Source organism: Terriglobales bacterium, assembly GCA_035543055.1.
Lineage (GTDB): Bacteria > Acidobacteriota > Terriglobia > Terriglobales > Acidobacteriaceae > JAIQFD01.
The window spans coordinates 1-18,470 of sequence record DATKKJ010000235.1 but is presented as its reverse complement, the minus strand read 5'-3'; the positions used below and the strand labels follow the sequence as shown (position 1 = coordinate 18,470).

The window sequence follows — 18,470 nt, the reverse complement described above, 5'->3', positions numbered from 1 at the left end:
AAGACTATCAGATTGGACGCAAGGCGGAATCAGACGTTATACTTTGAGTCGAGGACACGCGTCCTCGCCACTCCTCAGTAGCTCAATGGCAGAGCATCCGGCTGTTAACCGGAGGGTTGTAGGTTCGAGTCCTACCTGAGGAGCCATTTCTTTCCGCAGCCCCGTTTTGCTAGAGGTCCTTCGCGGGCTCAGGATTTCGCCGGCGGGCTCGCGCCGCGCTCACGCCCGCCAAGCGGCTCAAGTTCGAGTCCTACCTGAGGAGCCTTTCTTTGTTTCCAATCCCAGGCGGCTCAGACGTCAGCTGATTTGCAAAGGGGGGGCGCTCCCAGAAATAACTTGCAAATTGAAAGTTAGTTTGATACTGTGGCGCGGTTGAAACGTCGAGCGAAGCGGCGGTCGGGCTGCCCGGTGAGCATCTCGCTGGAGATCTTCGGGGACAACTGGTCGCTGCTGATCGTCCGGGACCTGATGGTGAGAGGGTTCCGTACCTTCAAGGAGTTCGAGGAATCGGGGGAGGGAATTGCAACCAATGTGCTGGCCGACCGTCTAAAGAAACTTGTGGCGGCGGGGATCATCAGTACGGAGGTTGACGGGACAGACGGACGCCGGGTGAACTATCGTTTGACGGAAAAGGGCATCGGCCTGGCGCCGGTGCTGTTGGAGCTGCTCATCTGGGGCTCACGGCATGAACGCACGGGGGCATCCTGCGGGGTGATCGAGGAGATGGCCAAGCACCGCGAGGAAGTCCTGGCAGAGGTGCGGCGGCGGTGGCGAGAGCGCGACTCTACGCCCCTGCTCCCCCGCACCGGGGGCTGGCGCTGGCAATGAGTTGTCTGTTGTGGGGCCTTCACTTTCTCAACCAATAACCTGACCACAGACCACCTGAGAAAAGAGGAGACGAAAAGCGATGTCATCCAAACCTACGCACGAACAAGCTCAACTTCACCTCCAGGTCTTCGAACAGCGCCGTGAAGCCCGGCTGCGCCAGGCCCGCGACTGGTTCTTCAAGAACTACTTCCCGGAAACCATCGAAGACAATATGAAGATCGCTGCTCCGGGATCGGAGAACGGGACCAACGTGATGATGGTTCTCAGCTACTGGGAGCAAGCCTGCGCGCTGCTCAACTACGGCCTGCTGCACGAAGACCTGTTCTTCGAGACCAGCGGCGAGTTCTTCGGCGTCTTCGAGCGGGTGCGGCCGATCCTGCCCGCGATCCGGCAACAGTGGGTGTACCCGCCGTTCCTGGCCAACATCGAAAAGGCCGCGCAGCGGTATGAGAGCTGGATGGAGACCCGCGCTCCCGGCCACCTCGCCGCCATGCGGCAGTTCATGAAGCAGTGGCGGGCCCAAGCCGCAAAAGCAGCCTAACCAGCACCACCGGCCCACCCAGGCCGACATCGGGCTTGGGTGGGTCACCCACGCCCATGGAGGACCCATGCAGAAGATATCTCCATTCCTGTGGTTCAACGGCAACGCTGAAGAAGCCGCGAAGTTCTACACCTCCATCTTCAAGGACTCGAAGATCCTGGGGACGATGCCGGGCCCGGACGGGACGGTGTTAGGCGTCAGCTTCCAGATCGAGGGGCAGGAATTCAAGGCCCTGAACGGCGGGCCGCTATACACATTCACGCCGGCGATCTCGTTCTTCGTCAACTGCGAGACGCAGGAGGAAGTGGACGAACTCTGGGAGAAGCTCCTGGCCGGCGGCGGCAAGGAAGATATGTGCGGCTGGTTGCGGGACAAGTACGGCGTCTCCTGGCAGATCATCCCCACGATCCTCGGCGAGTTGCTGTCTCACAAGGACCGCGCCAGAGCCGGAAAAGCCATGAACGCGATGCTGCAGATGAGGAAGATCGACATCGAGACACTGAGACGCGCAGCGGCATGAGACGCCCTGACGCGTCTCCAGCGGGAATCGCTGCAAGGAGCGAGTGATGAGCAGAGTACGGGTACTGGTAGGCACACGCAAGGGAGCATTCATCCTCACGTCGGACGGGAAGCGCAAGAGCTGGGAGGTCAGCGGCCCGCTGTTCGCGGGCTGGGAGCTCTACCATCTGAAGGGATCGCCGGCGGACCCCAAGCGCATCTACGCGTCGCAGACCAGCGGATGGTTTGGGCAGATCATCCAGCGCTCGAGCGACGGCGGCAAGACCTGGGAGACGCCGGGGGGCGAGAAGATGCCGGAGCCGTACGGCCCGCCCGCCGGCCAGAGCAACAAGTTCGTCTACGACACTTCCCCGGAGACCGGCAAGCCGCTGACCACGCACCAGTGGTACGACGGCACGCAGCATCCGTGGGAGTTCAAGCGGGTGTGGCACCTGGAGCCGTCGCTGACCGATCCGGACACGGTCTATGCCGGGGTGGAGGACGCCGCCATCTTCCGCTCGACCGACGGCGCTACCAGCTGGCACGAGCTGGCCGGGCTGCGCGGCCACGGCACCGGGCCCAAGTGGTCGCCGGGCGCCGGCGGCATGGGGCTGCACACCATCATCCTCGATCCCAGCAATTCCAAGCGGATGTACATCGCCATCTCGGCCGCCGGCGCCTTTCGCACCGACGACGGCGGAACGACCTGGAAGCCGATCAACCGCGGGCTCAAGTCGCAGTACATCCCGGACCCGAACGCCGAGGTCGGGCACTGCGTGCACCACGTCGCCATGCATCCCAAGAAACCGGGCGTGCTGTTCATGCAGAAGCACTGGGACGTGATGCGCAGCGACGACGCGGGCGAGAACTGGCACGAAGTGAGCGGCAACCTGCCCACCGATTTCGGGTTCGTGATCGACGTCCACGCCAACGAGCCGGAGACCATCTACGTGGTCCCCATCAAGAGCGACGGGGAGCATTTCCCGCTCGAGGGGAAGCTGCGTGTCTATCGCAGCCGCAAGGGCGGCAACGAGTGGGAGCCGCTGACCAAGGGCCTGCCGCAAAAGGACTGCTACGTGAACGTACTGCGCGACGCCATGTCGGTGGACACGCTGGATCCCTGCGGCATCTACTTCGGCACCACCGGCGGGCAGGTGTACGCCTCGGCCGACGGCGGCGACAGCTGGACCGCCATCGTGCACGACCTGCCGGGTGTGCTCTCGGTGGAGGCGCAGGCGCTGCCATGATCCGGGTGGTCATTCCGGCGCACCTGCGGACGCTGGCCAAAGTCGAGGGCGAGGTGAAGCTCGAAGTCGCGCCGCCGGTCACGCAACGCGCCGTGCTGGACGCGCTGGAGGCCAGGTACCCGGTGTTGTGCGGCACCATCCGCGACCATGTGACCAAGAAACGCCGGGACTTCCTGCGCTATTACGTGTGCGAGGAGGATTGGTCGCTGGAATCGCCGGACACACCGCTGCCCGAGGCCATCACGTCGGGGAAGGAGCCGTTCCTGATCATCGGCGCCATCGCCGGCGGGTAGAATGGCCGCCGGTGTCCGACAAGAGCCATCTCGACAACCTGCGTGTGGTGCTGGTGGAGACACGTAATCCCCTGAACATCGGGGCGGCGGCGCGGGCCATGGGTAACTTCGGTGTGTCGCGGCTGCGGCTGGTGCGGCCGTATGAACCGTCGTTCCGCGGAGCCCGCTCAGCGGTGGGAGCGTCGGATTTGCTAGCGAAAGCGGAAGTGTTTCGGTCGCTGGCCGACGCGATCGGCGACTGCTCGCTGGTGGTGGGGACGACGGCGGGCGCCCGGCGACAGCTGGAGCATCCCCTGAAGCCCCTGCCGCGAGCCGCCCGACTGATCCGCAAGCGGCTGGACAGCGGCCCGGTCGCTCTCCTGTTCGGTTCCGAAAAGAAAGGTCTCTCCAACGACCATTTCAGCCACTGCCACTGGCTGATGCGCATCCCCACTCTCGAACAGCGCGGCAGCATGAACCTGGGGCAAGCCGTGGCGGTTTGTCTCTACGAGCTTTCGCGCCAGGCGGGCGCGGCTAGCGCGGAGCAGCGGCAAAAAGCGAGCGCCGGCACGGTGGAGCGTTTCACGGAGCTGCTGCTCGAGAACCTGCGCCTCAGCGGCTACATCAAGCTGCGGACCGCGGCCGTCAACGAGCTGAAGATCCGGCGCCTGGTGCGGCGGCTGGACATGGAAGCGCTCGATGCCCAGTTGCTGCTCGGTATGCTGCGCCAGATCGGGTGGAAGCTCCGGGAGAAGGGCTAAGCCTTCACCTTCTCCGGAAAGGTCTTCAGGAACTTGCGGACCTTGGGCGCCACGATGAATTGGCAATAGGACTGGCCGGGATTGTTGGCGAAATAGTCTTGGTGGTAGTCCTCGGCGCGATAGAACGGACCCGCGGGCTCGACCGCGGTGACCACCGGGTCCGGCCAGACGTGCGCCTCCTCCAATTCCGCGATCGCCTTTTCGGCCAGGCTCCGCTGTTCGTCATCGAGATAGAAGATGGCGGAGCGGTACTGGGTGCCGACGTCATTGCCTTGCTGGTTGAGAGTCGTGGGGTCGTGAATGGCAAAGAAGACCTCCAGCAGGTCCTCGTAGCTGACCTCGGCGGGATCGAAGGTGACGCGCACCACCTCGGCGTGGCCGGTAGTCCCGGCGCAGACCTCGCGGTAAGCCGGGTTCTTGACGTGTCCGCCCATGTAGCCGGATTCGACCGACTTCACCCCAGTCACCCGCTGGAAGACGGCTTCCAGGCACCAGAAACATCCGCCGGCAAAGATAGCAGCCAGTTCAGGCATACAGATTCGATGAAGAAAGCGGGCCAAGGTTCCCTAAATAGTTCGCTGGCAAGAGAGTCGCGCTCCGAGGCGTCGCTCGGAGCGCGGTTTTCTTGTTCGTGGTTTACAGGTTCTTCTTCCAGAAGTCGAGGATAGCGCGGTCGCGGTGGAGGCGCGCCGGGCGGTCCGCGAAGCCGTGCTTGCGCATGGGGTAGAGCATGACCTGGTACGGCTTGCCCGCCTTGATCAGGGCATCCATGAATGCCTCCTCGTTCTGCGGATGCACGTTGTCATCGTAGGTCCCGTAGATCAGAAGCAAGCTGCCGTGCAGATCGCCGGCGTGCTTGACCAGGGAGGTGCGGTCGTAGGCGTCGGCATGTTCCTGCGGCAGTTTCATGAAGGCCTCGGCCCACTTGCTGTCGTAATAGCGCCAATCGGTGACCGGAGCGCCCGCGATCCCGGCTTTGAACTCCTGCGAATGGGTCATGAGGCTCAGGGTCATGGTGCCGCCGCCGCTCCAGCCCGAGACCCCGACGCGGCTGCCATCCACCCAGGGTTGCGATTTCAGCCAGCGCACGCCGGCCAGCAGGTCGGCGGTTTCAGGCTCCGGCGATTGCAGCAGGATGGTGTTCTCCAGCTTCTTGCTGATGGCGGTGGCGGACCGGTTATCGAGGCCCACCACGACGTAACCCTCCCGCAGCAGCAGGTTGGCGAGGAAAATGCCTGACGGCCACTGGTTCTTGACCGTCGGAGCCGAGGGCCCTCCGTAGATCTGCAGGATCACAGGGTACTTGCGGGCGGGGTCGAAGCCCTTCGGCTTCAGGATCTGTGCCGGCATGGGGAAGCCGTCGGCGGCGGGGATGGTCAGCAGCTCGGGATACTGCAGGTCGAGGCCCGCCAGGAGCTCGGGGCGGCCGGGTGCAATAACCTCCTTGACCTTTCCCTCGGCGGTGTTCAGCCGCAGGCTGGGAAGAGTGCGGATGTCGGAGAGAGTATCGAAATAGAAATGGGTGTCGGGCGACATGCTGATGCCGTGGGTGCCGGCTTCGGTATCGATGCGCTGCATGCCGCTGCCGTTGGAATGAATGCGGTACAGGTGCCGCTCGATCGACGAGTCCTTCAAGGCGGTGAAGTAGACCCAGTCATTCTTCGCGTCCACGCCGACCACCGATTGGTGCACCCAAAACGCCACCCCGCCGGAGGAGGCCACGGCCCACTCGCCGCGGGTGATCTGGTTCTCCAGCGTCCCGTCCATGCGATAGCGGTACAGATGCATGTAGCCGTCGCGCTCGGAGGCCCACAAAAAGTGCTTGCCGTCGGGTAGAAAGCGCAGATCGTCATGGACGTTCACCCACGCCGGATCGGTCTCGGTCAGCACGTGCTGGGCGGCGCCCCCGCTGCGGCCCGCGAAGTACAGATCCAGCTCCGTCTGGGCACGGTTCATGGTGGAGACGCTGATGCGGCTGGAGTCAGGCAGCCAGTTCACCCGCAGGATCCATTCGAACGGCCGGTCGGAGATGCTGACCCAGTGGGTGTTCGTCTCGGCGACATCGATGATGCCCACCCGCACCTTGGGATCCGGGTCCCCGGCCTTGGGATACGGCTGCCGGATGAGGCGCTGGCTCACCGGCGCGAAGTCCACGAACGTGCTCACCGGCACCGGCGATTCGTCGGTCTGGAGATAGGCGATGGACTTTGAGTCCGGGGACCACCAGAAGGCGATGTCGTGGCGGCCGAAGATCTCCTCCCAGTACACCCAGGACAGGGTGCCGTTGAGGATGGTGTCGGAGCCGTCGCGGGTCAGGCGCTTTTCCTCCTGCTTGGCCAGGTCGCACACATAGAGATCGTTCTTGCGGACGAACGCCACCATGCGGCCGTCAGGGGAGAACTCGGCGTTCTTCTCCTCCTCAGCCGTATTGGTGAGGCGGGCGAAGGTGCTGGAGGGAAGGTCCAAGACGAAGACATCACCCTTGATGACGTAGAGCGCTTTCTGTCCCTGGCGGTCGAACGAACCAGGCCATCCAAGCACGTCTCGCTCCACCAGGTTCGGCCCCATGGCCTTGATGGTGGTGACGGCTTTCGTCATGTCGAGCGCCGGGCTGCGGGTCCCGCGAGCTGGGTCCAGCCGCTCGAAGGTCCGCTGCGCCGCGGGGCGGCGGGTGTCGTAGATCAGGGCTGTATTGTCGTCGAGCCAGACGTGAGAGGGGACACGGGCGACCCCGGCCGCGGCCTCGCTGGACATCCACTCCAGGGTGAGCGGCTGCTGTTGGGCGGCCGCCGCAGCCATGAATGTGAGCAAAAAGGCAAAGATACAAAAAGACGAACGAAGGTGACGCACGTGTGCCTCCTTAGAGCAAATCGCCCTCGAGCCGGACCTCCGCAAAACTGGAGAGCATACCGCAGCGGCGGGGAGTGGCTCAACGAGGGCTCAGCCCTGGATGGTGTCGACGCGCGCTAATTCACGGAGCGCAGCCCGGTCCCGGATCACGACGGTGGAGCCCTCCAGGGTCACGACCTTCATCCTCTTGAAGATGTTCAGCACCCGGCAGGCGGTCTCGCGGGTCGCTCCGATGGTCTGGGCCAGCTCCCGCTGGGTGAAGGCCAGGCGCAGCCGCATCCTCCGGTCCTGGGTGTCGCCATGGCTGGACAGGAGCAGAAAGAACCGGGCCAGGCGCTCGGTGGCCGAGTGCGCCAATCCGATGGTGTGGATCAGGTTCAGCACGTCGTGGAGGTTCTCACCCACCCGTTGCGCGGCGCGGGCACTCGCCTCCGGCTGGTGTTCCAGGAAGCGCATGAAGTCTTCACGGCGGGCGAAGTTCACCTGGCACGGCTCCATCACTTCCGCGGTGAACGCATAGGGATGGTTCGAGATGCAGGAAGGAAGCCCGAGGATCTGCCCGGGCAGGCACATGGCGGCGACCAGCACCCGGTCGCCGGATCCGATGGTCAGCTTCACTCGCCCCTGACACAGCACATACACGCCCCGGGGCTTTTCGCCTTGGGCGAAGAGGAGCGCCCCCGCGTAATAGGGGATCGTGATCTTGATGGCCTCGAAGGCGGCCACGCAGGCCGGTGACAGGTCGCAGAAGAACCCGCTGCCGCGCAGCCTGCACGTGCGGCACTGGTCCACCATCTGCAGTTGGCTTGTCTGCATGCAGCTCCCACGGCGAACGCGCTATATCGAAGCGCGATACATCCACAGTTGCAACCGATCCGGTGCAGAACACTAGACGCGAATCCCGCAAATGTAAAGCGTCTTGCAACCGGTGGAGGGTATTGCTCAGGTAGCGGGCGCCTATTCGTAGCGGAGGGCTTCGACCGGGTCCAGCCGGGAGGCCTTGCGCGCGGGGTAAAAGCCGAAGAGCAAGCCGATCACGGCGGAGAAGAGGCTCCCGATGAGCAGGATCTGGGGCGTCAGCTTGGTAGGGAACTGGAAGACCCGCTGCACCAGCACCGAAGACCCTAGTCCGGCCAGCAGGCCGAAGAATGCCCCCAGGGCGCTCAGGACCAGGGCTTCGCTGAGGAACTGCAACTGCACGTCCCATTCGGTGGCGCCCAGGGCCAGGCGCACCCCGATCTCTCGCGTGCGCTGCGTCACCGACACCAGCATGATGTTCATGATGCCGATGCCGCCCACCAGCAACGACAGGGAAGCGATGCTGGCCATCAGCAAGGTCAGGACGCGGCTGGTGGCCAGCTGCGCCTGGATCACGTCTTCCGGGCTGCGGATGTTGAAGTCATCGTCCCCGCCGGGCGGGATGTGGTGCCGCTCCCGCATGAGCGCGATGATCTCCCGGGTAGCTTCCGGCATCGCTTCCCGCGAGGTGGCGGAGCAGAAGATGTCATCCAGCCAGAAGGTTCCGGTGATCCGCTTCTGCACCGTGGTGTAGGGCAGGACCACGAAATCGTCCTGATCGCCGCCCGTGGCCGCCATCCCCTTGGCTTCAAACACTCCCACAACCTTGCAGGGCAAGTCCTTGACGCGGATCGTCTGATCGAGCGGGTCCTCGTTGGGAAAGAGGTTGTCCACCACGGTCTGGCCGAGGACGCACACCGGCGCCGCCGACTCCACGTCGGCCGTGGTGAAGAAAGCGCCGCGCCGCACATTCCACTGGCGGATCTCGGTGAATTCCGGTGTCACCCCGCGGTACATCGTTCCCCAATTCAGCCCGGCGTAGATGACCTGGACGCGTCCATCCACGTTCGGAGTGACCTTCTTGATGGCGGGCACCTGCTCCAGGATGGCCTTGGCGTCGTTCATGATCAGGGTCTTGATGCCGCGCGATCCGACCCGCACCCCGCTGCGCGCCCGGCTCCCGGCCTCGATCCAGATGAAGTTATCGCCCAGCTGCCGGAGCTGGTCTTCGATGCGGCTGGTGCCGGCATTGCCGATGGCCACCACGCACACAAACGCTCCCACTCCCACGGCGATGCCCAGGATGGTGAGCAGGCTGCGGATCCAGTTGCGTCGCAGGGCCAGCAGCGCTTCGCGGATGATGGTGTGGAAGATCATGACCGGGAGTAGCTTTCATACTAAACCGCTGCACCTTCCGGCGGCACGCCAAAATGGGACCGAGATCGCGGCAATCGCGCCGCCCCGCACCGGATCAGCTCGCAATGCGATACCATACAGGGCAATCAGTGGATGTGAGTCCCGGCCGGTCCGGTGATTTCACCGCCCATCCCGCAAGCAGTTGAGGCCCCTATGTATTCGTCGAAGCCCCGCACCTGTTGCGCCGCGGCACTGCTGCTCATCGCAGCGACAGCCGGCGCCCAGAACCCGGCAACCCCGGCAGCGCCCAACATCGTCCGCGATTATGTCGTGCCCGCAGGCACCATCCTGCGCCTGACCATGTCGGCCCCCCTCAAGCCCGCGCATTTGCAGGCCGGGAGCGATGTCGAAGGTGAGCTGAGCCGGCCGGTGTACGTGTACGACCGGCAGGTGATTCCCGCTGGCAGTCACGTCCACGCCGTCGTGGCGGATGTGGAGAAGCACAAGGTCCAGAAGAAAGGTTTTGTCGAGCACCTGCAGACCGTTCGCAGCCTGGGGCTGAACCGCAAGTTCGACTACGACGTCACCTTTCAGTCCGCAGTGCTTACGCCTTCGGCGGGGAACCCTCAGCCGGTCCAGTTGAAGTTCATCGCTGCAGGGGAGGTGCTGCAGCTGCACACCAAGGGTGACCAGGTGGAGGTCGGCGGCGCCACTGCCGGCGATTACGCTAGGATGGCGCCCGGCGTGGGCAAGATCGAGTCGGTCCGGCACGGAGGGAAGCAGGTGCAGCAGTACCGCCATCCCCAGGTGAGCGTCGAACTGGAACAGCCGCTCACCATCCAGTTGCCGCCGGATCCCGCCGAGCCCAAGCCGGGCCCCCTGGATGTGGCGGCGATCCCCTCCGGTACCCACGCCCGCTTGCTGCTGCTGGAGCCATTGAGTGCGTCGGAGAACAAACCGGGCGATATCTTCCACGCCCGCGTACTGGAACCGGTCGTGCATGACGGCCAGCTCCTTTTGCCGGAAGGCAGCACGCTCGAGGGACACATTGGGAAAGTTGTGCCGCCGCGGCGGCTGAACCGCGCCGGCTCCGTGCATCTGGTCTTCGACCGGCTGGTGTTGCCGAACGGGAACGCCGAGAAGGTCGCGGCGTCCGTGGTGGGCACGGCCCTCGATGCCAAAGCCGTCGGCTCGATCGATGATGAGGGCGGCCTGCACGGCAAAGGACGCGGCGCCAAACAGACCATGAAAGACTTCGGAGTTGGCTTGGCATCGCAACAGGTGGCCGATGAGGTGGTCGAGCTTGCGACCCACGCGGTCGCGCCCTACGTAAGCATCCCCTTGGGCCTGGCGATGTTCATGGGCGGCCACGGCCGCGACGTCTCGCTCCCCCGTTACAGCGAACTGGAGATCGTCTTCGGACGGCCCATGCCGATTGGCGGCGGCCGGCTGAATTCCGTGACCAACCCACCGAAGTGACAGGCAGAACAAGAGCATCGACGCCCTTGTCGGCATCGGCATAAGGACGAAAGAGAGCGCACGTGAAGAGATTCCTGCTGGGAGTGGTCGTTGGCGTCTTGCTGGTATTGGTCGTGGTGTACGGCTATTTCAGGGCCGGGATGGCGCCGGTGGCGGCGTCCGCGCCGGCCATGCCCTTCGAAAAGCGCCTGGCGAGGATGGCCCTGCACGCGCGTCTCGAGAAGGAGATGCCCCAGAATGTCCCCGTGCCTGCCAACGAGACCACCTACATGGCGGGCGCCATGGTCTACAGCGATCACTGCGCGGTATGCCACGGAGCGCCGGGCAAGCCCATGCCGGTCATCGCCAAGGGCATGTTCCCGCACCCCCCACAGCTCTTCAAGGGCAAGGGCGTGACCGACGATCCTCCGGGTGAGACCTACTGGAAGGTGGCGAACGGCATCCGACTGAGCGGCATGCCCGCTTTCAAGAGTACGCTTTCCGAGAACGAGATGTGGCAGGTCAGCGTACTGCTGGCCAACGCCGATAAGGCCTCCGACATGGCGAAAAGCATGATCACCGGTCACGCCCGGCCGGCGGTGGCCCGCTAGGCGGCTTCGTACAACTCCGCCAGCAGTGCGTACGCCCGCCGCAGGTGGGGGATCACGATGCTTCCGCCCACCACCAGGGCCACGTTCAACGCCTCCTCCTGCTCGTTACGGGTCGCACCCAGCCGGAACGACTGGATGACGTGGTAGTGGATGCAGTCGTCGCAGCGCAGTCCCGCCGAGACCACCAGCCCCATCAGCTCCTTGAACTTGGCCGGGACCGCGCCCTCCAGGTAGGTGTTGTGGTCCAGGTTGTAGTAGCGCTTGACCAGGTTGTTATCAGCGGCGTTGACGATCAGGTTCAGCTTGCGCCGGGTCTCCAGGAACTGTTTGGCGATCGGGCTGCGCCGGGCCGCGTCTTCTTCGGAGAACAGATAGCGAGGCTCGCTGACAGCAGGTTTCATGTCCGCAAGCCTAGCAGAGCCTGCGACGCCTGCGAAATCGCTACACGTTCGCCAGGCCCTGGCAGGCTTGGCGGATCTCGTCCTGCTGCTCCGGGGTGATGTTCAGGAATTGAAAGCCGAAGCGCCCGCCGTAGTCGTGTTGCACCTTGCCCAAGATGCGCATGGCGGCCGACGCCGGTGGCAAGCGGAACTCCACCCACAACCTCTGCCCGACCGCGACCGGAGGCTCCAGGAAAGCGCCCAGGCCGCCCAGGCTGATGTCCCGCGTCCGCCCCGACGAGACCGGGATGGAGGCACTCTCGCTCATCATCGCCGAGACCGGCACCTGCAGCGCGAAGCGGGCGAAGCTGCGCGTGATCTTCCACTGCGCGTCGGTCCTGTCAAGTGACATGGGGCGCGGCCAGCATTGTAAGTCATGCTATTCGTTTGAGGATGCCCCGGTCCGCTGCGGGTGGCTTCAGGCCGAAAAGATGGGCGGGGCGCCGGAGAGCCGGATGAACGACGTGAACCCCTCGATGGTGGCGGCCACGCCGAAGCCATCGGAGAGCTGATCCTGGATCACCCGCACCACCCTCCCCTTGCACGTGGCGCGCATGGGATCGGTCATCGTGACCTCGGAGGGGAGCTCGACCATGAACTCGATGGGAGCATGCTCCCGCGGGCGGCTGCTGATGAAGAACAGCACCCCGCTCTCGCTGATGTCGTGGGTCATCCCGTGCAGCGAGACCGCTACCCCGTCGAACGAGCGGACGGTCACGGGCAGTTTCATGCGAAACCGCCGGGCCGCTCGCCGTTCCCGCGACATCGGGTCCATGGTCTCCATATTGTCCGGGACGGTCGCCATCATGCAACTGATATCAGACCTCCCCGGTGGCAACAAGTGTTTCCGTGACCTCTCGGTACCTTCGGAGTGACCTCGGGTTACCGCCGTTCCTCCCCGATCGCAGCGTCCCTCCCCGCCCTCGAATCACGTAGCGAGGTGACACCCATCACAGCCGACCGGCGTCCCCAAATGGAAAAGTAGCTCATGGAACGCGGTGGCGCGTTGGCGTCGCCCCCCTTTCCCTCGCCCGTGAGCGCGGGCCTGCAATTGGTTCTTTCACGATCCACCAGTAGGCAACGGGCTCATCGAGGACCCATGGCGATCGAAGAAGGACGTTATCTCTGCTGTCCCTTGTGCCAGGGAAAGGGCCAGATGCACCGGTCCGAGCTCATCGAGCGATTGAGCGATCCCACCAGGCGAGAGCAGCTCGAGCTGCTGCTTCAGGAGCTGAAGCAGCCGCAAGAAAACGAGAACTCTCCGGTTCCCACTCCCAACGATGCAAAGGACAGCGAGGCGTTCCAACGCGAGGTGTATAGCTGGCCGCCCAAGCGGATCTTGTGGCGGAGAAGTCCGAAGGAGTGAAGGAAGACACTTTATGAAGGAACCACTCCAGATTCCCTTGCGGGCAGGTGGCGGGTGCGCCACCTGCCCCATGGAGAAGATTAGTTTTGACCCATGAGCCGCCTACGCCGAAGCCGACAGCTTCGGCGTAAGTTTTTGGGCCGCTGCCACATGGCGGGCGCAGACGCGCTGCCGGCAGTGGCCGAGGGAATGCTTCCAGCAACCTGTGGCCAAAAAAGCTGGAGCGCCACAGTCGAGCACCCGAGAAGAAGGGTTATGGCTACCAGTCAAGTCGATCCACAGCAGGTCGAACGTCTCCTGGATGGATTCGATGAGCGGCGGTCCAATCTGATCGCCATCCTCCAGGAGGTCCAAGCCGCCTACTATTACCTGCCGGAGCACATCTTGCGGCGCGTCTCGCGCAAGCTGCGCATCCCCATGACCGAGGTCTACCAGGTAGCGACCTTCTATCGCTGCTTCAGCCTGAAACCTCGCGGGAAGCATCTGCTGCAAGTCTGCCTGGGCACCGCCTGTCACGTGCGCGGAGCGCCGCGGGTCCTCGATCGCGTGCTTACGGAATTGAAGCTGCCCGCCGCCGGCACCACCCAAGACAAGCAGTTCACCGTCCTGGCCGTGCGCTGCATCGGCTGCTGCGGCCTGGCGCCGGTGGTGCGCGTGGACACCAATACCCATCCTCATCTCACCCAGGCGAAGGTGCGCGGACTGCTCAAGAGGTATGCACCGAAGACAGGAGATCGCGATGCCGCGGCTGAACTCGCTTAACGAACTGGAATCGTATCGCGCCAGTTGCCGTTCCCAGCAGGACCCCAAGCGGCCCTGCCTGACGGTGTGCGCGGGCAGCGGCTGCTCGGCGGCCGGCGCCCACGACGTGCTGGACGGCCTGCACAAGGAACTGGCCAAGCGCGGCCTGCAAGGGAAGATCGACGTCAAGAGCACCGGCTGCCACGGCTTCTGCGAGCGCGGCCCGCTCATGATCGTCTGGCCCGAGGGGACCTTCTACAACCAGGTCAGCCTCCGCGACGTCGCGGCCGTCGTCAACAGCGTCACCAATGGCCGCGTGCCGGTGGAGAAGCTGTTGTACGTCGATCCCGCCACCGGCAAGGAGGTCCGCACCGAGGACGAGGTCCCGTTCTACGCCAAGCAGCAGCGCATCCTCTTTGGGAATAACGGCCGCATCGATCCCAAGCGGATCGAGGACTACCTGATGGTCGGCGGCTATTCCGCGCTGGCCAGGGTGCTGGGCGGCATGAAGCCCGAGCAGGTGGTCGAGGAAGTCACCCGCTCCGGCCTGCGCGGCCGCGGGGGCGCGGGTTTCCCCACGGGCGTGAAGTGGACGGCCTGCCGCTCCAATCCGGCGCCGCGCTACATCATCTGCAACGGCGACGAGGGCGACCCCGGCGCCTTCATGGACCGCAGCCTCCTGGAAGGCAATCCCCACAGCGTCATCGAGGGCATGCTCATCGGCTCCTTCGCACTGGGCGCGGAGGAAGGCTACGTCTATGTCCGGGCCGAGTATCCGCTGGCGGTCGAGCACCTGCGCTGCGCCCTCAAACAGGCGGAGGAATGCGGCCTGCTGGGCGAGAACATCCTGGGAAGCGGGAAGAACTTCCACATCTTCGTCGTCCAGGGCGCAGGTGCGTTCGTCTGCGGCGAGGAGACGGCGCTCATCGCCTCCATCGAAGGGCGCGTGGGCGAGCCCAAGCCGCGCCCGCCGTATCCGGCGCAGAAAGGCCTGTGGGGCCGGCCCACGGTCATCAACAACGTGAAGACCTGGGCCAGCGTGCCCCAGGTCATCAACCACGGCGCTGACTGGTACGCCGCCATCGGCACCGCAAAGAGCAAGGGCACGATGGTCTTCTCCCTGGTCGGCAAGATCAACAACACCGGCCTGGTGGAAGTGCCCATGGGCATCACGCTGCGCAAGATGATCTACGAGATCGGCGGCGGCGTCCCCGGCGGCAAGCAGCTGAAGGCCATCCAGATCGGCGGGCCCTCCGGCGGATGCATCCCCGCCGACCTCATCGACCTCCCCATCGACTACGAACAGCTCACCCAGGCCGGCTCCATGATGGGTTCCGGCGGCATGGTGGTGATGGACGAGACCACCTGCATGGTGGATATCGCCCGCTACTTCATGGAGTTCCTCGAAGACGAATCCTGCGGCCAGTGTTTCCCCTGCCGCGAAGGCACGCAGCGGATGAAGTCTATCCTGGAGCGCATCTGCCGCGGCCAGGGCAAGGAAGAAGACCTGCCCCTGCTCGAAGACCTGGGCTGGCTGATGCAGCAGGCTTCGCTCTGCGCTCTGGGCCAGACCGCCGCCAATCCCGTGCTTACCACCCTGCGCTATTTCCGCAACGAGTACCTGGAACACATCCGCGACAAGAAGTGCAGGGCGAAGGTCTGCAAGGAGCTGATCTATTACGAGATCGACCCGGTGCTGTGCGACGGCTGCGGCGCTTGCGTGAAGGTGTGCGCCACCAACGCGGTCCTGGGCGAGAAGAAGAAACCCCACACCATCGACAACGGCAAGTGCCTGCGCTGCGGCGCCTGCCTGGAAGTCTGCCAACCCAAGGCAGTGCTGGTTTCGACAGGAGCAGTCCCGTGCCTAAACTGACGATCAACGGAATCCCGCTCGAAGTCGAACGCGGCACGACCGTGCTGGAAGCGGCGCGCTTCCTGGGTCTGCCTATTCCAACCCTCTGCCACGACGATGGCCTGGCGCCCGCCGGCGCTTGCCGCTTGTGCGTGGTCGAGGCCAGCCGGGGGGTGAATGGTCCTTCCAAGCTGCTGAGCGCCTGCACCCTGCCCGCCGAGGACGGCCTGGTGATCTGGACGCACTCCGCCCGTGTGGAGCGCGCCCGCCGCCTGCTCCTGGAGCTGTACGTCGCCACTTGTCCCTCGTCCAAGAAGATCCAGGACCTGTGTTCACAGTACGGGGTGCGCCAGTGCCGCTATGAGGCCAAGGACTACCACTGCATCCAGTGCGGCCTGTGCGTGCGCATGTGCGAGCAGCAGATGATGGCCGGGGCCATCGGCTTCTCCGGCCGGGGCAAGGACCGCATGGTCCACCGCCCCTTCGACATGACCGACGAGCGCTGCCGCCAGTGCGGCGCCTGCCTGTACATCTGCCCGGTCTGCGAGTCGCGCTGCGCCGGTCCGCAGTCCAAGGACACGCTGTGCAACGGCTGCCTGAACTTCGCGACCGTCTGTCTCCAGAGTTACGAGGACGCGATGTGCTTCCTCGATCCGTGTCACGCCTGCGAACTGTCGGGGCCGCTGCGCCACGACGTCCGGGTGAAACGCAATCCCCAAGAGATTCTGACTTTCACAGGAGAAACCAAATGAGCTACACGCGCCTGAACTCTTCCGCGGCCACTCTGACCAAGAACCGCACGGAGGACGCGGTCGTACCCATCAGCGGGATGTGCGCCACCTGCGTCGATGGCTGCATCGGCATGTGCGAGATCGGCAAGTCGGCCTACCGCGGCGCCGAGATGATCTATCCCCAGCCCTTCGGGATCATCACCACCGCCGCCACCAAGGATTATCCGGTCGATCTCTCGCACTTCACCATCCTGGGCCGGGCCGCCGGGGCCTGGGGCATCGAGGCCGATTCCAACAAGGCCCTGTTCCCCAGCGTGAACCTCGAAGTGGCGATCGGCCACGACGGCGGCATCCGTTCTAAGCTGCCCTTCACCATCGCCGCCATGGGCTCCACCAACGTGGCCAAGAACAACTGGCCCGGGCTGGCCGCCGGCGCCGCCATCACCGGCACCGGCATCGCCATCGGCGAGAACGTCGTCGGCATGGATATGGAATCGAAGTTCGCGGGCGGCAAGGTCGAATCCAGCGTGGACCTGGAGTGGCGCGTGAAGTGTTTCCGCGACTGGCAGATGGACGGCTACGGCGAGGTGTACGTCCAGGCCAACGTCGAGGACACCATGCTCGGCGTCCAGGAATACGCCATCAAGAAGCTGGGCGTGCGCTCGGTCGAGCTGAAGTGGGGCCAGGGCGCCAAGGACATCGGCGGGGAGGTGAAGATCAAGGACCTGGCCAAGGCGCAGGAACTGCAGAAGCGCGGCTACGTGGTGCTGCCCGATCCCTCCAACCCGCGCGTCATCGAGGCCTTCAAGAAAGGCGCCTTCCACGAGTTCGAGCGCCACTCCCGCGTCGGCATGGTCACCCTCGACGGCTTCCTGAAGCGGGTCGAGGAGCTGCGCAAGGCCGGCGCCAGGTACATCACCCTGAAGACCGGCGCCTACCGGCCGGTGGACCTGGCCCGCGCGGTCAAGTTCGCCTCCATCGCCCGGCTCGATCTGCTGACCGTGGACGCGGCCGGCGGCGGCACCGGCATGAGCCCCTGGCGCATGATGAACGAGTGGGGCATCCCCGGCATCGAGCTGCACTCCATGCTGCGCGATTACCTGGTGCGCCTGAAGCGGAAAGGCGAGCACATCCCGGCCATCGCCCTGGCCGGCGGATTCACCTTCGAGGACCAGATCTTCAAGGGCTTCGCGCTGGGCGCTCCTTTCGTGAAACTGATCGGTTGGGCGCGCTCCCCGCTGGCCGCCGCCATGGTCGGCAAGACCATCGGCAACGCCATCGAAGCGCAGAACCTGCCCATCTACATCGAGCGCTTCGGGACCACCAAGGACGAGATCTTCGTGACCTCCAGCGAGCTGCGGGAGAAGCTGGGCGACCGCTTCGACAAACTGCCTACGGGGGCCCTCGGGATCTACACCTATTACCAGCGCGTCGCGCAGGGGCTGCGCCAGTTGATGGCGGGCGCCCGCAAGTTCGGGCTGGAATACATCACCCGCGACGACATCGCTTCGCTGACCCCGGAGGCCAGCCGCCTGAGCGGCATCCCCATGGTCAGCGACATCGATTCCGAGGAGGTGAATGAGATTTTGGAGGCCGGTGAAGTGAGAAGGACGAAGTCCTCCGCTGCGGACTAGATCGTCCCCGGGCGCAGCCCGCACGATAGGCACTGCGCCGGCGGCCAACCAGCCGCTTGCTGTCCCGCAAACGGGACGCGACTCGCCGCCTCATAAGCGCCGCGTGGTCTGTCCGGAACCCACGCGGCGCTTTTCTTGCTTAACCACGGAGGACTCGTAGGCAATCAAGTCTTTCCTTCACATCCCGAGCGCAGCGAGGGAGCCCTACCCCAGGCAAATCTGAGATCTGCGATCTGAAATCCTCAATCTGCAATCCCAACCACGGTGATTTCAGATCGCAGAATGCAGATTTCAGATTTGGACAGAATTCAGACCCCCTACCCCCTCCCCCTCGATATGTCGATCTAAAGGAGTTAAGCCCGAAAGTATGTCGGATATGTCGACGTAAAGGAGTCGGGAGTCAGGAGTCGGGAGTCAGCGGCCTGACGACGATGGTGTGTTTTCAAAGAACGCTGGCTGCGAGGGCAGCGGCGGGCGCAAGGCCCG

The 18,470-nt window shown here is 64.4% G+C and carries 20 protein-coding genes and 1 tRNA gene; 14 read left to right on the top strand and 7 right to left on the bottom strand.

Translation table 11 applies throughout. The annotated features are described in order from the left end of the window. Positions 1-71: 71 nt before the first annotated feature. The 7 genes from VMS96_15105 (at position 72) to VMS96_15075 (ending at position 4,147) form a co-directional block, all read left to right on the top strand. A tRNA-Asn gene (locus VMS96_15105) sits at positions 72-146 on the top strand. Positions 147-372: 226 nt separating this feature from the next. Beyond that, positions 373-828, top strand: a complete 456-nt coding sequence (locus VMS96_15100) for a helix-turn-helix domain-containing protein (GenBank protein HVP44756.1) — start codon at positions 373-375, stop codon at positions 826-828. A gap of 79 nt (positions 829-907) precedes the next feature. Further along, on the top strand, positions 908-1,369 hold the full coding sequence (locus VMS96_15095; protein ID HVP44755.1) for a hypothetical protein: 462 nt from the start codon (positions 908-910) through the stop codon (positions 1,367-1,369). 67 nt (positions 1,370-1,436) lie between these two features. Then, positions 1,437-1,889 (top strand): VOC family protein, encoded by a 453-nt coding sequence (locus VMS96_15090; protein HVP44754.1) that lies wholly within the window; start codon positions 1,437-1,439, stop codon positions 1,887-1,889. A gap of 46 nt (positions 1,890-1,935) precedes the next feature. Continuing rightward, positions 1,936-3,114 (top strand): sialidase family protein, encoded by a 1,179-nt coding sequence (locus VMS96_15085; GenBank protein ID HVP44753.1) that lies wholly within the window; start codon positions 1,936-1,938, stop codon positions 3,112-3,114. Further along, on the top strand, positions 3,111-3,407 hold the full coding sequence (locus VMS96_15080; protein HVP44752.1) for a MoaD/ThiS family protein: 297 nt from the start codon (positions 3,111-3,113) through the stop codon (positions 3,405-3,407). Before VMS96_15085 ends, VMS96_15080 begins: the two co-directional genes overlap by 4 nt. Before the next feature lie 11 nt (positions 3,408-3,418). Then, on the top strand, positions 3,419-4,147 hold the full coding sequence (locus VMS96_15075; GenBank protein ID HVP44751.1) for a TrmJ/YjtD family RNA methyltransferase: 729 nt from the start codon (positions 3,419-3,421) through the stop codon (positions 4,145-4,147). On the opposite strand, the gene msrA is transcribed toward VMS96_15075, so the two are convergent. From msrA to VMS96_15055, 4 genes are all read right to left on the bottom strand, one after another. Then, positions 4,144-4,680 (bottom strand): peptide-methionine (S)-S-oxide reductase MsrA, encoded by a 537-nt coding sequence (gene msrA, locus VMS96_15070; protein ID HVP44750.1) that lies wholly within the window; start codon positions 4,678-4,680, stop codon positions 4,144-4,146. The genes VMS96_15075 and msrA overlap by 4 nt on opposite strands. Positions 4,681-4,783: 103 nt before the next feature. After that, on the bottom strand, positions 4,784-6,946 hold the full coding sequence (locus VMS96_15065; protein HVP44749.1) for a S9 family peptidase: 2,163 nt from the start codon (positions 6,944-6,946) through the stop codon (positions 4,784-4,786). Between the two features lie 141 nt (positions 6,947-7,087). Beyond that, on the bottom strand, positions 7,088-7,813 hold the full coding sequence (locus VMS96_15060) for a Crp/Fnr family transcriptional regulator (GenBank protein ID HVP44748.1): 726 nt from the start codon (positions 7,811-7,813) through the stop codon (positions 7,088-7,090). 141 nt (positions 7,814-7,954) lie between these two features. Further along, positions 7,955-9,172: an ABC transporter permease gene (locus VMS96_15055; protein HVP44747.1), complete on the bottom strand. Its 1,218-nt coding sequence runs from the start codon at positions 9,170-9,172 to the stop codon at positions 7,955-7,957. A 192-nt stretch (positions 9,173-9,364) separates the two neighbouring features. On the opposite strand from VMS96_15055, the gene VMS96_15050 reads away from it, so the two are divergent. Then, on the top strand, positions 9,365-10,630 hold the full coding sequence (locus VMS96_15050) for a hypothetical protein (protein HVP44746.1): 1,266 nt from the start codon (positions 9,365-9,367) through the stop codon (positions 10,628-10,630). 62 nt (positions 10,631-10,692) lie between these two features. Continuing rightward, on the top strand, positions 10,693-11,220 hold the full coding sequence (locus VMS96_15045; protein ID HVP44745.1) for a cytochrome c: 528 nt from the start codon (positions 10,693-10,695) through the stop codon (positions 11,218-11,220). On the opposite strand, the gene VMS96_15040 is transcribed toward VMS96_15045, so the two are convergent. The 3 genes from VMS96_15040 to VMS96_15030 all read right to left on the bottom strand — a co-directional run bounded on the left by VMS96_15040 (position 11,217) and on the right by VMS96_15030 (position 12,468). Continuing rightward, positions 11,217-11,621 (bottom strand): carboxymuconolactone decarboxylase family protein, encoded by a 405-nt coding sequence (locus VMS96_15040; protein HVP44744.1) that lies wholly within the window; start codon positions 11,619-11,621, stop codon positions 11,217-11,219. The genes VMS96_15045 and VMS96_15040 overlap by 4 nt on opposite strands. A gap of 40 nt (positions 11,622-11,661) precedes the next feature. Next, positions 11,662-12,012: a PilZ domain-containing protein gene (locus VMS96_15035; GenBank protein ID HVP44743.1), complete on the bottom strand. Its 351-nt coding sequence runs from the start codon at positions 12,010-12,012 to the stop codon at positions 11,662-11,664. Between the two features lie 66 nt (positions 12,013-12,078). Further along, complete coding sequence (locus VMS96_15030; GenBank protein ID HVP44742.1) at positions 12,079-12,468, bottom strand: PilZ domain-containing protein; 390 nt, start codon at positions 12,466-12,468, stop codon at positions 12,079-12,081. Between the two features lie 291 nt (positions 12,469-12,759). On the opposite strand from VMS96_15030, the gene VMS96_15025 reads away from it, so the two are divergent. The 5 genes from VMS96_15025 to VMS96_15005 all read left to right on the top strand — a co-directional run bounded on the left by VMS96_15025 (position 12,760) and on the right by VMS96_15005 (position 17,984). Then, positions 12,760-13,026 carry a hypothetical protein gene (locus VMS96_15025; GenBank protein ID HVP44741.1) on the top strand — a complete coding sequence of 89 codons (267 nt, stop codon included), beginning with the start codon at positions 12,760-12,762 and terminating at the stop codon, positions 13,024-13,026. A gap of 255 nt (positions 13,027-13,281) precedes the next feature. After that, complete coding sequence (locus VMS96_15020) at positions 13,282-13,788, top strand: NAD(P)H-dependent oxidoreductase subunit E (GenBank protein HVP44740.1); 507 nt, start codon at positions 13,282-13,284, stop codon at positions 13,786-13,788. After that, positions 13,766-15,640, top strand: coding sequence for an NADH-quinone oxidoreductase subunit NuoF (gene nuoF, locus VMS96_15015; protein ID HVP44739.1), 1,875 nt, complete (start codon positions 13,766-13,768; stop codon positions 15,638-15,640). Before VMS96_15020 ends, nuoF begins: the two co-directional genes overlap by 23 nt. Beyond that, entirely contained in the window at positions 15,628-16,371 is a 744-nt protein-coding gene (locus VMS96_15010) for a 2Fe-2S iron-sulfur cluster-binding protein (protein HVP44738.1), read from the top strand. Before nuoF ends, VMS96_15010 begins: the two co-directional genes overlap by 13 nt. Then, positions 16,368-17,984 (top strand): FMN-binding glutamate synthase family protein, encoded by a 1,617-nt coding sequence (locus VMS96_15005; protein ID HVP44737.1) that lies wholly within the window; start codon positions 16,368-16,370, stop codon positions 17,982-17,984. Before VMS96_15010 ends, VMS96_15005 begins: the two co-directional genes overlap by 4 nt. Positions 17,985-18,470: the final 486 nt, after the last annotated feature.

Excerpts from the sequence above, each read along its gene's own strand:
- VMS96_15095 (HVP44755.1), top strand. The coding sequence starts at position 908 with ATGTCATCCAAACCTACGCACGAACAAGCTCAACTTCACCTCCAGGTC.
- VMS96_15090 (HVP44754.1), top strand. The coding sequence starts at position 1,437 with ATGCAGAAGATATCTCCATTCCTGTGGTTCAACGGCAACGCTGAAGAA.
- VMS96_15085 (HVP44753.1), top strand. The coding sequence starts at position 1,936 with ATGAGCAGAGTACGGGTACTGGTAGGCACACGCAAGGGAGCATTCATC.
- VMS96_15080 (HVP44752.1), top strand. The coding sequence starts at position 3,111 with ATGATCCGGGTGGTCATTCCGGCGCACCTGCGGACGCTGGCCAAAGTC.
- msrA (HVP44750.1), bottom strand. The coding sequence starts at position 4,680 with ATGCCTGAACTGGCTGCTATCTTTGCCGGCGGATGTTTCTGGTGCCTG.
- VMS96_15065 (HVP44749.1), bottom strand. The coding sequence starts at position 6,946 with ATGGCTGCGGCGGCCGCCCAACAGCAGCCGCTCACCCTGGAGTGGATG.
- VMS96_15060 (HVP44748.1), bottom strand. The coding sequence starts at position 7,813 with ATGCAGACAAGCCAACTGCAGATGGTGGACCAGTGCCGCACGTGCAGG.
- VMS96_15055 (HVP44747.1), bottom strand. The coding sequence starts at position 9,172 with ATGATCTTCCACACCATCATCCGCGAAGCGCTGCTGGCCCTGCGACGC.
- VMS96_15050 (HVP44746.1), top strand. The coding sequence starts at position 9,365 with ATGTATTCGTCGAAGCCCCGCACCTGTTGCGCCGCGGCACTGCTGCTC.
- VMS96_15040 (HVP44744.1), bottom strand. The coding sequence starts at position 11,621 with ATGAAACCTGCTGTCAGCGAGCCTCGCTATCTGTTCTCCGAAGAAGAC.
- VMS96_15035 (HVP44743.1), bottom strand. The coding sequence starts at position 12,012 with ATGTCACTTGACAGGACCGACGCGCAGTGGAAGATCACGCGCAGCTTC.
- VMS96_15030 (HVP44742.1), bottom strand. The coding sequence starts at position 12,468 with ATGATGGCGACCGTCCCGGACAATATGGAGACCATGGACCCGATGTCG.
- VMS96_15025 (HVP44741.1), top strand. The coding sequence starts at position 12,760 with ATGGCGATCGAAGAAGGACGTTATCTCTGCTGTCCCTTGTGCCAGGGA.
- VMS96_15020 (HVP44740.1), top strand. The coding sequence starts at position 13,282 with ATGGCTACCAGTCAAGTCGATCCACAGCAGGTCGAACGTCTCCTGGAT.
- nuoF (HVP44739.1), top strand. The coding sequence starts at position 13,766 with ATGCCGCGGCTGAACTCGCTTAACGAACTGGAATCGTATCGCGCCAGT.
- VMS96_15005 (HVP44737.1), top strand. The coding sequence starts at position 16,368 with ATGAGCTACACGCGCCTGAACTCTTCCGCGGCCACTCTGACCAAGAAC.